This is a genomic window from Micromonospora sp. NPDC047756 (assembly GCF_055587245.1).
In genome coordinates this window covers 167,583-182,636 of sequence record NZ_JBVJGQ010000007.1, presented here as the reverse complement: position 1 = coordinate 182,636, position 15,054 = coordinate 167,583, and the positions used below count along the sequence as shown (strand labels likewise).

The 15,054-nt window shown below is 70.0% G+C and carries 10 protein-coding genes; 4 read left to right on the top strand and 6 right to left on the bottom strand.

Annotated elements, in window-relative coordinates:
• Positions 1-8: 8 nt before the first annotated feature.
• Positions 9-1,538 (top strand): gluconokinase, encoded by a 1,530-nt coding sequence (locus tag ACZ6NZ_RS24015; RefSeq protein ID WP_465860263.1) that lies wholly within the window; start codon positions 9-11, stop codon positions 1,536-1,538.
• Here the strand turns inward: ACZ6NZ_RS24015 and ACZ6NZ_RS24010 are convergent.
• The 4 genes from ACZ6NZ_RS24010 to ACZ6NZ_RS23995 are packed head-to-tail and all read right to left on the bottom strand — an operon-like array spanning position 1,516 to position 5,631.
• Positions 1,516-2,406: an ABC transporter permease gene (locus ACZ6NZ_RS24010; RefSeq protein WP_465860262.1), complete on the bottom strand. Its 891-nt coding sequence runs from the start codon at positions 2,404-2,406 to the stop codon at positions 1,516-1,518. The two genes, ACZ6NZ_RS24015 and ACZ6NZ_RS24010, sit on opposite strands and share 23 nt — an antisense overlap.
• Positions 2,406-3,305, bottom strand: coding sequence for an ABC transporter permease (locus tag ACZ6NZ_RS24005; RefSeq protein WP_465860261.1), 900 nt, complete (start codon positions 3,303-3,305; stop codon positions 2,406-2,408). Before ACZ6NZ_RS24005 ends, ACZ6NZ_RS24010 begins: the two co-directional genes overlap by 1 nt.
• The gene (locus tag ACZ6NZ_RS24000; protein WP_465860260.1) at positions 3,302-4,414 is read right to left on the bottom strand and encodes an ABC transporter ATP-binding protein; all 1,113 of its coding nucleotides are present in this window, start codon (positions 4,412-4,414) and stop codon (positions 3,302-3,304) included. Before ACZ6NZ_RS24000 ends, ACZ6NZ_RS24005 begins: the two co-directional genes overlap by 4 nt.
• Positions 4,411-5,631: an ABC transporter substrate-binding protein gene (locus ACZ6NZ_RS23995; protein WP_465860258.1), complete on the bottom strand. Its 1,221-nt coding sequence runs from the start codon at positions 5,629-5,631 to the stop codon at positions 4,411-4,413. The genes ACZ6NZ_RS24000 and ACZ6NZ_RS23995 overlap by 4 nt, the downstream gene beginning before the upstream one ends.
• Positions 5,632-5,816: 185 nt before the next feature.
• Between ACZ6NZ_RS23995 and ACZ6NZ_RS23990 the strand changes: the two genes are divergently transcribed.
• Positions 5,817-6,905 carry a LacI family DNA-binding transcriptional regulator gene (locus tag ACZ6NZ_RS23990; protein ID WP_465860257.1) on the top strand — a complete coding sequence of 363 codons (1,089 nt, stop codon included), beginning with the start codon at positions 5,817-5,819 and terminating at the stop codon, positions 6,903-6,905.
• Between the two features lie 17 nt (positions 6,906-6,922).
• Here the strand turns inward: ACZ6NZ_RS23990 and ACZ6NZ_RS23985 are convergent, their stop codons facing one another.
• Positions 6,923-7,447 (bottom strand): YfbM family protein, encoded by a 525-nt coding sequence (locus ACZ6NZ_RS23985; RefSeq protein WP_465860491.1) that lies wholly within the window; start codon positions 7,445-7,447, stop codon positions 6,923-6,925.
• 255 nt (positions 7,448-7,702) lie between these two features.
• Between ACZ6NZ_RS23985 and ACZ6NZ_RS23980 the strand changes: the two genes are divergently transcribed.
• Together ACZ6NZ_RS23980 and ACZ6NZ_RS23975 are read left to right on the top strand one after the other, a co-directional pair.
• Positions 7,703-11,164: an alpha-glucuronidase family glycosyl hydrolase gene (locus ACZ6NZ_RS23980; protein ID WP_465860256.1), complete on the top strand. Its 3,462-nt coding sequence runs from the start codon at positions 7,703-7,705 to the stop codon at positions 11,162-11,164.
• Positions 11,165-11,265: 101 nt separating this feature from the next.
• Positions 11,266-11,796, top strand: coding sequence for a hypothetical protein (locus tag ACZ6NZ_RS23975; RefSeq protein WP_465860255.1), 531 nt, complete (start codon positions 11,266-11,268; stop codon positions 11,794-11,796).
• Positions 11,797-11,906: 110 nt separating this feature from the next.
• Here the strand turns inward: ACZ6NZ_RS23975 and ACZ6NZ_RS23970 are convergent, their stop codons facing one another.
• Positions 11,907-14,909, bottom strand: a complete 3,003-nt coding sequence (locus ACZ6NZ_RS23970) for a glycoside hydrolase family 95 protein (protein ID WP_465860254.1) — start codon at positions 14,907-14,909, stop codon at positions 11,907-11,909.
• Positions 14,910-15,054: the final 145 nt, after the last annotated feature.

The following is a 15,054-nucleotide window of genomic DNA, read 5'->3' as shown; positions in this document are numbered from 1 at the left end:
ATGGGCGGATGGGGCCGGAGCGTCGGGTGATCGTCGGGGTCGACGTGGGCGCCAGAGCCGTGCGGGCTGTCGCGTTCGCACTGGACGGCACCGCCCGGCACGTCGCGACGCGGGAGTACCCACTGCGTGAGCCGATGCCCGGCTGGCAGGTACAGGACCCGGACGTACTGATGGCGGCCACAGTGGCGGCGATGTCCGCGTGCGTGGCCGGCACCTGCGGGGCCGAGGTGGTCGCCGTCGCGCTCAGCTCCGCCCGGTACGGCCTGATCGGGCTGGACGCGGCCATGACGCCGGTGACGCCGCTGCTGACCCAGTGTGACAGGCGGTCGTCGGAGGCGGCCCGCGAGTTGCGGTTGTCCGGCCAGAGCCGGGAACTGCACCGGTTGACGGGCACCCCCGTGCACCCGATGAACCCGCTCTGCAAGCTGCTGTGGTTCGCCCGCCACGAGCCGCGGCTGTGCACGGCGACGCGGTGGTGGATCGGCCTCAAGGACTACGTGGTTCATCGGCTCACCGGGATGCTGGTGACCGAGTTGTCCTCGGCATCGGGCACCGGGATGTTCGACGTGCACCGTCGAGGGTGGAGTTCCGCCGTACTCGATCTCGCCGGAGTGTCCGAGAGTCAGCTGCCCCCGGTGCTGCCCACGACGGCGGTCTTGCGGATGTCGGCGACGGCCGGGCACGCGGTGGGCCTGCCCTCCGGCACACCGGTCGTCGTCGGCGCGGGAGACGGTCCGTTGCGGAGTCTGGGCGGGGCGGCGACCGACCCCGCCGTCGGTGGCCTGACGCTCGGGGCCACGGGCGCCCTGCGGACGGTGGTCGAGGCTCCCCTCACCGACCCGGCGGAGACCTTCTGCTGCGGTGCGTTGACCGACGACGCGTGGGTTGTCGGCGGCGCGCTCAGCAACGGCGGCAACGTCGTACGGTGGGCGGGACGTGTCCTCGGTGACGACCGGGCCGCGCCAGCGCTCCTGGATCTCGCCGAGCGGATCGCACCGGGCAGCGACGGTCTCGTGATGCTGCCCTACCTGCGGGCCGACGAGGCCCCGCCGCAGGATGGAGCTCCGCCGGGCGCGTTCCTGGGCCTGCGCAGTGAGCACTCGCGCGGCCACCTGGTGCGGGCTGCCGTGGAGGGCGTCTGCCTGCAACTCGCTGGGGTCCGTGACCGGCTGGCCGCGCTGACGCCGATCCGCAGCGTCCGCCTGACCGGCGGCGCCTTCGGGTCTCCGCTGTGGCGCGAGGTGATGGCGGCGGTGCTGGACTGTCCGGTGCGCGTCGCGGGTGTGGGCGAGCACGTCACCCTCGGCGCGGCGGCCCTCGGGCTCTTCGCGATTGGTCACAGCAACGATCTCACGGAGGCGGTCAGCCAGCTCGATCCCGGGGTCGCCCGCGGCGAGCCCGTCGCGGTGGACCCGACGCTCGCCGCGGCCTATCGCGGTCTGCGGACGACGATGCCGGCGCTCCTCACCGTCGCGGGTCGCCTGGGCGAGATCCTCGACGAGGCGGCCGACGCCCTCAGTGCTCCGGGTCGTCCTTGACCTGCGCCACGAGCTGGGTCGGGTTGACGTAGCGCAGCGCGACGACGAGCAGGACCAGCATCATCGAGGTGTAGATGACCGCCATGGCGTCGACCGACTGCTGAGCCCTGATCCCGGACGCGGACATCGAGTAGTAGAGCGCCACCACCAGGGTCTGCGAGTCCGGCCCCGCGGTCAGGAAGGTGAGCTCGAACATGCCCACGGTGCGGACCAGCACGAGGATCGCCGATGCGAGGATGCCCGGGACGAGCAGCGGCGTGAGGACCCGCAGGAACACCGTCCGCAGGCCCGCGCCGCACATGCGCGCGGCGCTCTCGATCCTCGGGTCGATCTGCTCGATGAACGGCGTCATGGTCAGGATGACGAAGGGCACCGACGGCACCAGGTTGGCGAGCACCACCCCGGACATGTGCCCGGCCAGGCCGAACTTGTAGAGGACGGTCGCCAGCGGGATGCCGTAGGTGATCGGGGGCATCAGGATGGGCAGCAGGAACACCAGGAAGATCAACCGTTTGCCCGGGAACGAGCGCCGGGCGAGCGCGTACGCGGCCGGCACGCCGATCACCAGCGACAGGCCCACGACGAGGACGGAGACCTCCAGCGTCACGACGATGACCTGGAGCAGCGCGAACTCGTCCCAGGCCCGGGCGTACCAGTCGGTGGTGTAGCCGTCCGGGAGCCAGGTGTCGAACCAGCGCCGGCCGAACGAGCTGACCAGCACGGACGCCACGACGCCCAGCAGGTTGAGGAAGAAGAAGATGACGACGCCCCACACGATCCAGGCGGCCGGGCGCGCGGCGATGCGCCGCCGCCGGTCGGTGCTGGTGGCGGGGGGCCGCGCTGGTGGGGCCTGGGTGCTCGTTGCCATCAGCCCTTGCCTCCGGTGGAGCCGGTGTAGAAGCGGCTACGGGCGGCCAGCACCACAGCGATGATGACCAGCTCGACGAAGCCCATGATCATGGCGATCGCCGACGCGTACGGGTAGTCGTACTGCTCGTACGCCGCCTGGTAGGCGGCGAGGGAGATGACCCGGGTCTCCCCGGCCGGGTTGCCGACCAGAACGGCCGACGGGAACACGCTGAACGCCAGGACGAAGGTCAGGCAGAACGTCGTGGCCAGGCCGGGCATCAGCAGCGGCAGGGTGATCCGGGTGAACCGCCGGCGCCAGTCCGCGCCCAGCGTCGCGGCCGCCCGTTCAAGGGTCGGGTCGATGCCGGACAGGTACGACAGCACCAGCAGGAACGCGAACGGAAAGCCCGTGATCACCAGCGAGAAGAAGACACCCCAGTAGTTGTGGGTCAGTCGCACCGGCTCGTCGACGAGGTTGCTGGCCAACAGAATCCGGTTGAACCAGCCGGTCGGGCCCAGGAAGTTCAGCAACCCCTGGGCGGTGAGGACCGTGCCGAGCGTGATCGGCACGACCAGCAACGTGGTGACCAGCCGCTTGCCCCGGAACCGGCCACGCATCCGGTAGGCGATCGGCACCGCGGCGAGGACGTTCAGGAGCGCGGCGGGCAACGCGATCCGCAGCGTGATCCAGATGGTGCCCCGTTCGTAGGAGTCGGAGAAGAACCGGGCGTAGTCGCTGAACGGCCCGCCTCTGGTCGGCTGGAACGAGAGCGTCAGCCCGTAGAAGAACGGGTAGAGGAACAGGGCGATGACGAAGACCAGGGCCGGGAGCAGCAACCAGAGCTGACGATCGACGCCCCGCTCGGCGAGGCGGTGCTGCCAGTGCGCCAGCGGTCTCCCGGGCCCGGCGCCGCTCACCGCGTCGCCCCCGAGGCGTCCGCGAGTCGGTCGGGCTGCGCCGACGCGTCGGCGGGATAGACGAGCAGCCGCTGCGGGTCGACGGTGAGCTTGACCTGGTCGCCCGGCGCGATCCGCTGCTCGGTGCGCAGGTGCAGCAGCAGCCCGGTGTCGGTACGGGCCTCGGCCGCCAACTCGCGGCCCTGATACTCCACCACCTCGACGGTCGCCGACATGGCGTTGCGGGTCTCGCCGGGCCCGTCGACGCGGATGTCCTCGGGGCGTACCGCGACCATGACGTCCGCGCCGGGCTGGAGGCCCCCCACCACCTCGCCGAGCAGGCGATGGCCGGACGACTCGACGCTGGCCCGGCCGCCGTCGGACTGCTCCACCCGCCCCCGCCACAGGTTGCGGTAGCCCATGAAGTCGGCGACGTGCCAGTTCGCCGGTCGGGTGTGCAGCTCCCGCGGCGAGCCGATCTGCTGCACCCGCCCCTCCCGCAGCACCACCAGCCGGTCGGCCAGGGACAGCGCCTCCTCCTGGTCGTGGGTCACGTAGACGGTGGTGAGCCCCAACGACTGGTGCAGCCGGCGGATCTCGGTCCGCATCTCCAGGCGCAGTTTGGCGTCCAGGTTGCTCAGCGGCTCGTCCATCAACACCAGGGACGGCTCGAACACGACGGCGCGGGCGATCGCGACCCGTTGCTGCTGGCCACCCGAGAGCTGACCGGGCAGCTTGTCGACGTGGTCCTCCAATCGCACGAGCCGCACCGCCTCGGCCGTACGCCGGCGCGTCTCCTCCTTGGGCAGCCGCCGCATCCGCAGCCCGAAGGCGATGTTCGCCCGGACCGTCAGGTGCGGAAAGAGGGCGTAGCTCTGGAACACCATGCCGAAGCCGCGCCGCTCCGGCGGGAGCGTGTCGATGCGGCGCTCGTCCTGCCAGATGCTTCCCGCCGTCAACGGCAGCAGCCCGGCCAGGCAGTTCAGCGCCGTCGACTTGCCGCAGCCGGACGGGCCGAGCAGGGCGATGAACTCCCCCGCCTCGATCGTCAGGTTCAGGTCGGTGAGGGCGGCCTGGCCACCGAACCGGCGGGACACCCCGTCCAGCCGCAGCCGGGTGAACGCGCTCATCCCTGCTTGACCTTCCCGCCGCCGATCTCGCGGTCCCAGCGGCTGAACGCCGCCACCAGGCTCTTGGCGTCGAGCGGGACCTCGGTCGGGTTTCCGGCGATCAGCGCGTCGTACTCGGGGCGGCCGAACTCCCGGATCGCGTCCTGGCTCTTCTGCGGCGCCGACGAGAGCTGGACGTCCTTGATCGCCGGGCCCGGGTAGAAGTAGCCCTCGTCGTACGCCTTGGCCTGCTGCTCAGGGGTGAGCATGAACGCCAGCAGGGCCAGCACCGCGGCCTGGGTGTCGGTCGACACGCCCTTGGGCAGGACGGCGTAGTGCGCGTCGGTAACCCAGTGGAAGCCGTCGATCGGGGTGATCCTGGCCTCCTTGGGCACCGTGCCGAGCACCCGCGGGTTGATGTCCCAACCGGTGGTGCTGACGATCAGGTGGGCGGTGCCGTTGGCGAGGTTCTTCATCGTCTCGGTGGTGCCGGACGGGTAGTAGTCGACGTACTGGCCCAGCTCCTTGAGGAACGCCCACGTCTTGTCCCAGCCCGCGGTGGGGTCCTTGGGGTTCGTGTCCCCCAGGATGTAGGGCAGTCCCATCAGGAACGTCCGCCCCGGGCCGGAGTTGGCCGGCCGGGCGTACTGGAACCGCTTCGGGTTGGCCTTGGCCCAGGCGAGCAGCGCGTCCGCGCTGGTGGGTGGCGTCGGCAGGCGGGACGGCAGATATTCGAGCAGCGGACCGGACGGGTAGTAGGTGACGGTGACGCCCGCGTTGCCGGCGAGCTTCTGCATCGCGGCGGCCGGCGCCAGGTAGTTGCTCATGCCGCCGAGGCGGTCCTGGAAGGTCGGCAACACGTCGATCCAGAGCCCCTGCTCGATCCCGGCGGCCAGGCCGTCGACGCCGGTCAGCACGAGGCCGATGTCCACCCGGTCCGCCCCCTGCTGGGCCTTGATCTTCCCGGCCAGCTCGGGCGCCGGCGCCTTCGAATAGGTCACCCGGGAGATCACGTCGGGGTTCTTCTCGACGAACTCGTCGATCATCGCCTGGGTCAACTGGAGGTTGCCCGCCACGTCGAGGACGTTGAGCGTGACGGCCTTGCCGGGCCGCTGCGGCACCTCACCGGTGCTGTCGCCCTTGTTGTCGCCGGGGGCCTCGGGTGCCCCACACCCGACCGTGCCCACCAGGAGCGACGATGCCGTGACCAGGAGAGCGCCGCGCCGTGAGATACCCATGAGCTGTTCCCTCCGCCAGGTGTCGTCGGTGCTGATTGAGGCAGCCGGCGCGCCGTGGCGGCAACGGGTTGCCATGTATTGCCTCGCGCGAATGTGTTCGACCGTTGGATTGTTGCGGGGGCATTGCCGAGTATTCACGGCCGTCATAGCATGATCACTGCGCCCCAGCTGGGAGGAGCATGACAATGCCCGACCACACCAGGCCGCCGGAGAAGAGAGTCACGATCTACGACGTCGCGGTCGAGGCCGACGTCTCACCGTCCACGGTGTCCCGCGCCTTCTCCCGGCCGAGTCGCGTCAACTCCGAGACCGCCGAACGGATTCGGCGGGTCGCCGAGCGGCTGGGCTACCGGACCAACCCGCTTCCCCGCGCCCTCACCACGTCCCGCACGCGCGTGATCGCGCTCGTCATCGCCGACATCACCAACCCGGTGTACGCCGGGATCGTGCGCGGGGCGCAGGAGACGGCGATGCACGACGAGTACACCACGGTGCTCATCGACGCCCAGGAGTCCGACCGGGTGGAGCGGGCGGCGATCGAACGCACGATGTCGACGGTCGACGGCATCGTGCTCGCCAGCAGCCGGATGTCGGACTCGGCAATCCGGATGTTCGCCAAGCAGCGGCCGGTGGTGGTCCTCAACCGTTCCGTCGCCGACGTGCCCTGCGTCGTGACGGACAACCCCCGCGGGGTCCGGCGGGCCGCCGAGCACCTTGGGGAACTGGGGCACGACCACATCACCTACGTCGCGGGGCCGCAGGCGTCCTGGCCGAACGGCATCCGCTGGCGGTCGTTGCTCGAAGCCGGCATAGAACTCGAAATCAAGGTACGCCAGATCGGCCCGTTCAGCCCCACCATCGAGGGTGGCGAACGGGCCGCCGAGGAGCTTCGCGCTCGTCCCGCGACCGCCATCCTCGCCTTCAACGACCAGATGGCGATCGGGCTCATCCGGGGCCTCACCCGGATAGGCGTCGACGTTCCGGGCGACGTCAGCATCGTGGGTTTCGACAACACTCTCGCCGCCGACATCGTCACACCCGGGCTCACCACGGTCGCGGCACCGTTCTACGCGGAGGGTTCCGCGGCGGCCCGGCACCTGCTCACGATGATCGAGGGCGCCCCCGGGCACACCGGACGGCCGATGGTCCTGCCGGTACGCCTCGTTGTCCGCCACTCGACGGCCGCCCGCGACCGGAAAGCGGGTCGCCCCCGACCGTGGGTACGCCAGCGGCCGGCGCTCGCCGCGAGCCTGCCACCTCTCTCGGAGCAGTGAGGTGGCTGACCCGCCGCTCAGTCGAGCCAGCAGATCACCGCGGCGCCATCCCTGGCGGCCGCACCGAAGAAGCGTTGAACGTCGGGTAGGTAATGGGCCACCCACCCAAGTTGGCCGGGTCGGTCCCAGGTTCCGGGGTAGATGTCGGCCCGGATCAACTCCTGTGGGTCGACGCCCCGGATGAAGTCGTCCTGGGTGAGCTCGGCCAGGCGCGCGGCCGCCGTCGCGACGTCGACCGGTGTCAGATAGGTGGGCGGCCCGTAGCCCCAGTCGTCTTCGAGGTTCTCCAGGAAGTCGAACATCTCCTCGCTGTCGGGCTCGACGTCGGGCAGCTCCACGAACCGCTCCGCGCCGGAGACCAGCGGAATCTCGAAGCCCCGCCGATCGAGGAGGAACTCGAACCCGTCCCAGGCCTTGCCGATGGCCTCCCAGCGTTCCGAGTTGTCGTTCCGTTGCGTCATCGCGAGGTCGTAGGCCCAGCCGAGGTCTGTCCTCGCCCGCTCCAGTTCGTCGGGCGAAACGCGCAGCCAGTTACCGTTCATACTCACCGCGGCAGCCTAGGTACCGGCTACGACAGTTCCGGACAGCACCGAGATTCCCGCAGCCATGGTCCGCCGAGTCGACGGCGGCTCTCGCGGAACGTGTCGGGGATTGGGCCACACCGGCCGCGACAAGAAACGACAACTCGTTGCCGAGGCACGGCCCCATCGAGCAACATCGACGCGCACCCATCTGTCGACGTCGTCGTCCTCCCGCGCCGGGCGCACGACGACGAGTGGACGAACGAGGAGACGGCGATGATCCGAGGCTCGACGCCCAGGCTACGACGGACCCTCATCGTGCTGGGCACGGCACTGGCCACCGTCGCGGCCACCCTCACGGTCGCCACCACCACGCCGGTCGCCGCGGCTCCGTCGCCGGACGACTACAACGGCTCCGACCTGTGGCTGCGGTACGTACCGGTCGACGACGCGAAGCTGCGCGGTGACTACCTCCGCGCGGCCACGGCGATCGTGGTCGAGAACGCCGACGCCACGAAGGTCCACCGGAACACGACGGACCTCGCCATGGCCCCCGATTCGCGCGAGAAGCTCGTCGAGACCACGCTGGGCGCCGCCCGGGACGAACTGGTCCGCGGTCTGGGCGGGCTGCTCGGTCAGCCGATCCCCGTGGCGACGGTCGACGGCGGCACGGTCCCGGACGGCGCGGTCGTGGTGGGCACGCCGACGAGTTCGCCGCTGGTGGGCCGCACCATCGCTACCCGCGACCTGGCCAAGGTCGGCGACGAGGGCTACCTCGTCCGCACGGTGACGAGGGGCGGGGCACGCTTCACCGTCATCGCCGGCACGACCGACCTCGGTGCGCTGTACGGCACCTTCGCCTTCCTCCGGCTGCTGCAGACCCACCAACCCGTCGACCACCTCCGCGTCGCGGAGTCGCCGAAGATCAAGCATCGGTTGCTGAACAACTGGGAGACCGAGCGTCTCTACGCGGGCAACAACGCCTCCGGGCTGGGCGGGCTAAACGGGGAGAGCGGGGCGATCTTCAACTTCGCCGCGACCGGTGCCAGCGCCGGCCGGAACCTGCCCGTCATTCTGGACCGCTACCTCGTCATGGCCCGCGCGTTGGCGTCCCTGGGCATCAACGGCATCACCATCAACAACGTCAACGCCGACAACGCGTACCTGACGAGCACCCGCATCGCGCAGGAGGCGGCCCTCGCCGACGCGCTGCGTCCGTACGGCATCAGGTTGGGCCTGTCGATCCGCTACACCGCACCGACCGACAGCCGGTTCGCGCCGGACACCCTGACCAACAGCCAACTCGATCCGTACGGCGCGGACTTCCGGGGCTGGTGGCACCGGCGGGCCCAGCAGATCCAGGCCGCGATCCCGGACTTCATGGGCCTCACCGTCAAGGCCAACTCCGAGGGCCAGCCGGGGCCACAGGACTTCGGGTACGACCACGGTGACGGCGCCAACGCCATCGCCGCCGCGGTCGCGCCGCTCGGGATGACAGTGCACTGGCGGACGTTCGTCTACAACGCCGAGGTCGACAACGACCGGCTCAAGCGGGCCTACCTGGAGTTCGGGCCGATCGACGACGAGGTCCAGCCGGACGGCAGCCGGGGACGCTTCGCCGACAACGTGTTCCTCCAGACCAAGAACGGGCCACTGGACTTCCAGGCCCGGGAGCCCGTGCACCCCATGTTCGGCCGGATGGAGAACACCAACCAGGCCCTCGAACTCCAGATCACGCAGGAGTACACCGGCCAGAACTGGATGCTGGCCTACCTCGGCCCGATGTACGAGGAGATCCTCAAGACCGACACGCACGCGACCGACGCGAACGGGAAGCTGCTCACGAAGCGCCTCGTCGGCAACATCGTCGATGGGACCGCCCAGCACCACCCGGACACCGCCATCGTGGGTGTCGCCAACCTCGGCAACGCGGACAACCTGACCGGGCACCACTTCGCCCAGGCGAACCTCTTCGCCTTCGGACGTCAGGCGTGGGACTGGACGCTCGACTCGGCGGACATCGCGACCGACTGGACGCGGATGACCTGGAGCAACGACCGGCGCGTCGTCGACACCATCAACCGGATGATGATGGGCTCGTGGGAGTCGCTGGTCAGCTATCAGACGCCGCTGGGCATCGGCCACCAGTTCGCCGAGGGCGCCCACTACCGCCCCGACCCCGCCGACTGGGCCGGCCGCGACGACTGGAGCCCGATCTACTACAACAAGGCCGACAGCGTCGGTCTGGGCTTCGACCGCTCCCCCACCGGCAGTAACCTGGCCGCCCAGTACTTCCCCCGGTTGCAGCAGCGCTACGGGAACATCAAATCGGTCCCGGAGAACCTGCTGATGTGGTTCCACCACGTGCCGTGGGGCCATCGGATGGACAGCGGCCGGACGTTCTGGGACGAGTTGGTCTACCGCTACCAGATGGGCGTGCAGTACGTGACCTGGATGCGGGAGACCTGGGACGCGCTGCAACCCGACATCGACGCACGCCGGTTCGCCGAGGTACGCGCCAAGCTGGCGGTGCACGAGGCGGACGCCGCCGACTGGCGGGACACCTCGGTGAACTACTGGAAGGAGTTCAGCGGGCGGGACGTCCCGGTGGACGACGCGCCGCTGTCGGCGACGATCGTCGTCAACGGCAAGAGGTTCGGCGGCTTCAACCTGTCGGACACCTCGTACACCATCCCGCTGCCGGCCGGGGCGTCGCCGACCATCACGAAGGTGCGGACTGCCGACCGGAAGGCCCGCTACGAGATCATCTCCCAGGCGGCCGACGTGCCCGGTCAGGCGGTCGTCAAGGTCACGACGGAGAGCTTCTTCGGCCCCCTGGTGAAGAACTACGTGTTCAACCTGGTGCCCGACACGACGCTGAAGGCCCTGCGCGTCGACGGCAAGCGCCTGGCGTCGTTCGCGCCGACGGTGCTGCGCTACAACGCCCTCACGCCGGCCGGCACCACCACCGTGCCGACGGTCACCGCCAGCGCCGCCGACCCCGCCGCCACGGTCACGGTCGAGCAGGCGACCAGCCCCACCGGGCAGGCCCGGGTCACCGTCACCAACGGCGCAGCCTCGTCGGTCTACACGGTGGACCTGAACACCACGATCACCGGCAGCGACGAGTTCGACTCGGCCCAACTCGGCCCGCAGTGGCAGTGGGTCCGGCCGGACGAGAGCAGCCGGCGTCTGGCCGACGGGTCCCTGGTCATCACCGCTCGGCAGGGCGACCTCCAGGGCACCGTGAACACCGCGAGGAACCTGGCCCTCCAGGACGTCGACGGTGACTGGACGGCCGAGTCCAGGGTCGTCTTCTCCCGCCCACTCGCCGCCAACAACGAGCAGGGCGGTGTTCTCGGGTACGCCGACGACAACAACTACGTGAAGCTCGCCTGGGAGATGGGCAACGCGACCGCCGCCGTCAACAAGACCCGGATCGTCTTCCTGCGTGAACAGAACGGCACGGCGTCCACCCTGGAGATCACCGGAGCGGACGCCCAGCGCATCGTCGGGGCCGACGGCGCCCTCTGGCTGCGACTGACCAAGGTCGGGGCCAGCTACCGCGCCTACTACTCCACCGACGGAAGCGTCTACCGCTACATCGGCACCCACACGCTGACCGTCGAGGCGACGAAGGCCGGGCTGCTGGCCTTCAACCGAGCCGGCAACTCCACCGACCTCGACGTCGCCTTCGACCACTTCCGGATCGAGAGCCGCGGGGAGCGCACCCGCTGACGAACGGTGGCCGGGTCCGGTGACACGCTGGACCCGGCCTGGCGTGCGGATCGACGGGTGCGAACCTCGCGGTTGCCGACGGCCCTGGTTAGGGTGGCGCCATGCCGACGGTGCCAAGGGAACACACACCCGGACGGAGCGCGCTGACCGGGACAGGCGACAACACCGGGCCGCGTCAGTTGGATCTTCCTCCCGGTGGATTCCTGCGACTGGTGCTCCGGCTCCTGGGCCTGCCGCTACTGCTGGTCGGCCCGTCCATGGTGTTCGCGGCGACTCTCCTCGCGACCAGCGAGCCCACCCTGAACCGTTGGGTCCTGGGGGTCGCCGGGGTCGGGGTCACAATCTCCTGCGTCAAGCTGGCCCGGCACGAGTCGCGGTTGCAGGAACGGGCCCGGCGGGACCTGCACCGGCTGGAGGCAGCCGGGGTGACTGGGACCGCCGAGATCATCGCCGCACGGCCCACCTCGCTGGGAGAGGAGAGCGGGGTCGAGCTGGACCTGCTGATCGGCGGACCCGGGTTCGAGCCGTTCGAGTCCACCTCGCGATGCAAGGACCACCCCGCCCTGACAGTCGGGACACGACTCAACGTCGTCGTCGATCCGACCGACCGGCTGTACGCGATCGTGCCCTGACACCGCGCCTTTCATCTGCCCGGGAGCCACCGCACCACCGAAAGCCGTGACCGGGCCCGTCCCAGTTGGGACGGGCCCGGTCACGCTCCCCCGAGCGGGATCAGGTGCCGTCAGCCCCCGATCGCGATGGCGAAGATGTGCATGGTCGGCACGTTCGTCGCGGGACGGGCGCTGATGTTGGGCAGCACGACCGACGCCACCGCCTTGCCGCTCTGCAACCCGACACCCACGTAGTAGATGCAGGCCGCGGTGGCCTGGCGGCCGTTGTTGGGCCGGTTCTGGTACGCGGACACGACCGCCGCGGTGCCCCCGGAGTGCGGCCCGCCGTACCAGTCCGGCGAGCTCAACGTGAACGTCTGGCGGGTGCCGTCGGCGTAGACCACGGTGCCGGTGCCGGACACTGCGCCGTACGTGCCGGTCAGCAGGAAGCCGAGGGTGCTGCCGGTGCCGGTGACGCCGATGGTCTGGCCCGAGGCGACGGCGTTGTCGGCGACCCCGGAGCTGACGTTGGGCCAGCGGAAGTTCACCCCGTTGCGGCTGATCGTGCCGCCCGGGCTGGCACCGGCCGCCGCCAGGGCCTGCGCGGAGAGCGAGGCCCCGCCGCCGTCGAAGTTCCCGACGTTGGTGTTGCTGTCGCTGGTGATGCCGACGTTGGTGAAGCTCTGCTCCAGCGTCGGCGTGGCGACCCCGGAACTGGTGACCCGGTAGGTGCGCCCGGCCTGCACGGTGACCTCGATCAGGTCGGACTCGATCCGGGTGACCCGGGCCGCCGTACCGTCGGCGGTGTCGACCACGGTGACGGTGCCGGTCAGGATCCGGGAGCGCAGGCGGACGGTGCCGGCCCGGTCCGGTCGGACGAGGATCTCGGTGGCCACGCCGCTCGCCCAGGTGATGCCGACCGTGTGCCCACCCCGACCGCGTAGGCCGGTCACCCGCCCGCTCGGCCAGGCCGGCGGCAGCGCGGGCAGGACGTGCAGCTCACCGATGTGGCTCTGCAACAGCATCTCGGCGATGCCGGCGGTGGCGCCGAAGTTGCCGTCGATCTGGAACGGCGGGTGCAGGTCGAACATGTTGGGCGCGAGTCGCGCGGTGGTGGCGAGGTAGCGGATCAGGTCGTGAGCCCGCTTGCCCTCCTCCATCCGCGCCCAGAAGTTGATTTTCCAGGCGAGCGACCAGCCCGTGCCGTCGTCGCCGCGCAGCGCCAGGGTCCGCCGGGCCGCCTCGAACAGCTGTGGCGTGCCGCGCTTGGTGATCTGGTTGCTGGGGGCCAGCCCGTACAGGTGCGAGATGTGCCGGTGGTTGGGCTCGGTCTCCACCCAGTCGTAGAGCCACTCCATGATGTTGCCGCGCGAGCCGACCTTCATCGGGGGGAGCCGGTCCCGGGTGGCACGCACCTGGGCCCGGAAGGTGCTGTCCACGTCGAGGATCTCGCTCGCCCGGGCGACGCCGTCGAACAGGTCGCGCAGGATCTGGTTGTCCATGGTGGGGCCGGCGCAGACGCTGGCGTTCGAGTGGTGACTGAGCTCCGGTGAGTTCGACGGGTTCGTCACCAGGTAACCGAGGGTCGGCTCGGTCACCAGGGTGTTGAGGAAGAACTGCGCGGCGCCCTTCATGGCCGGGTAGTTCGTCCGCAGGAACTCGATGTCACCGTTGAACAGGTAGTGGTCCCAGATCAACGTGGACAGCCACGCGCCGCCGGTCTGCCACATACCCCAGAACGCGCCGTCGACCACTGCGGTGGCCCGCCACGCGTCGGTGTTGTGGTGGGTGACCCAGCCACTGGCGGAGCCGTACTGCACCTGGGCGGTCCGTGCCCCGGCGACGGCGAGGTCTCTGACCATGTCGAAGACCGGGTTGTGGCACTCGGCCAGGTTCGTGGTGTTGGCCGGCCAGTAGTTCATCGGCAGGTTCGCGTTGATCGTGTACTTCGAGTCCCAGGACGGGGTCAGCGAGTCGTTCCAGATGCCCTGGAGGTTGGCCGGCTGGGTGCCCGGCCGGGAGGACGAGATCAGCAGGTAGCGGCCGAACTGGAACAGCAGCGCCGAGAACTGCGGGTCGTTGACGCTGTTGTGCTGGGCGATCCGGACGTCCGTCGTCTGGTTGGCCGCGGACGTGCGACCCAGATCCAGGGTGACCCGGTTGAACAGCGCCTGGTAGTCGGCCACGTGCCGGCTGCGCAACTGGTCGAAGCTGCTGGCCCGCGCGCTGCTGAGCCGCTGCCGGGCGATGCCCTGGTAGTCGCCGCCGACGTTGCGGTAGTTGACGTAGCTGGAGCCAATGGAGATCAGCAGGACCACGCTGTTGGCGTTCGTGACCCGCAGGGTGCCGCCGGAACTGGACACGCTGCCGCCGCTGATCGTGGCGTTGGCCAGGGCGAGGAAACGGACCTGGCCGTTGACGCCCTCCTGGTTGCCCGACACACCGTCGAGGCCGATCGTGGTGCCGTCCGGGCTGGACACCGACGTGCGCTGTGGGCTGTCGAAGGTGGCGGTGAAGCTGATCGAGCCGGTGCGGTCGGCGGTCAGTCGCATCGCGATGACCTGGTCCGGCGCGCTGGCGAACACCTCCCGCTGGTGGCGCACGCCGTTGAGCACGTACGACGTGGTCACGGTGGCGGTGGTGAGGTCGAGCGTCCGGTCGTACTGCGACGCTCCGCTGGCGGAACCGAACGCGAGCCGAAGGTTGCCGACGGTCTGGTAGGCGAGCTGACCGCCGGGGTTGCCCATCATGGTCTGGTTGATGAGATCCTGGGCCTGGGTCCACTGGTTCGCGTTGACCAGCCGCCGGATCTCCGGCAGCGCCGCCGCGCCTCGGGTGTTGCTGGGATCGTGCGGCCCACCGGCCCAGACGGTGTCCTCGTTGAGCTGGAGCCGCTCGGTGTCGACGTTGCCGAAGACCATGGCGCCGAGCCGGCCGTTGCCGATCGGGAGCGCCCGCAACCAGTCGGTTCCGGCGCCCTCGTCGTACCAGAGCGCCATGTCCCCGGCGGCCATCACCTGCGGCGGGGCCACCGAGTCGGCCTTGGCCACCGCGGTCCAGGGCACCGGCAGGAGAGCACCGCCCGCGCCGGCTGCGCCGACCTTGAGGGCTTGCCGTCGGGTCAGGTCTGACATCGATCCTCCAAACGGTGACCAGTCCGGCCACCCCGAAGCGTGACAACTATGGGACTCGACATGGGGATCCGCTTGGTGGGGCCAACCGGGACCCTGCCTGAGCAGGCCGACGCCGGGCCGTGGCGCGCCAGACATCTGATGTGTT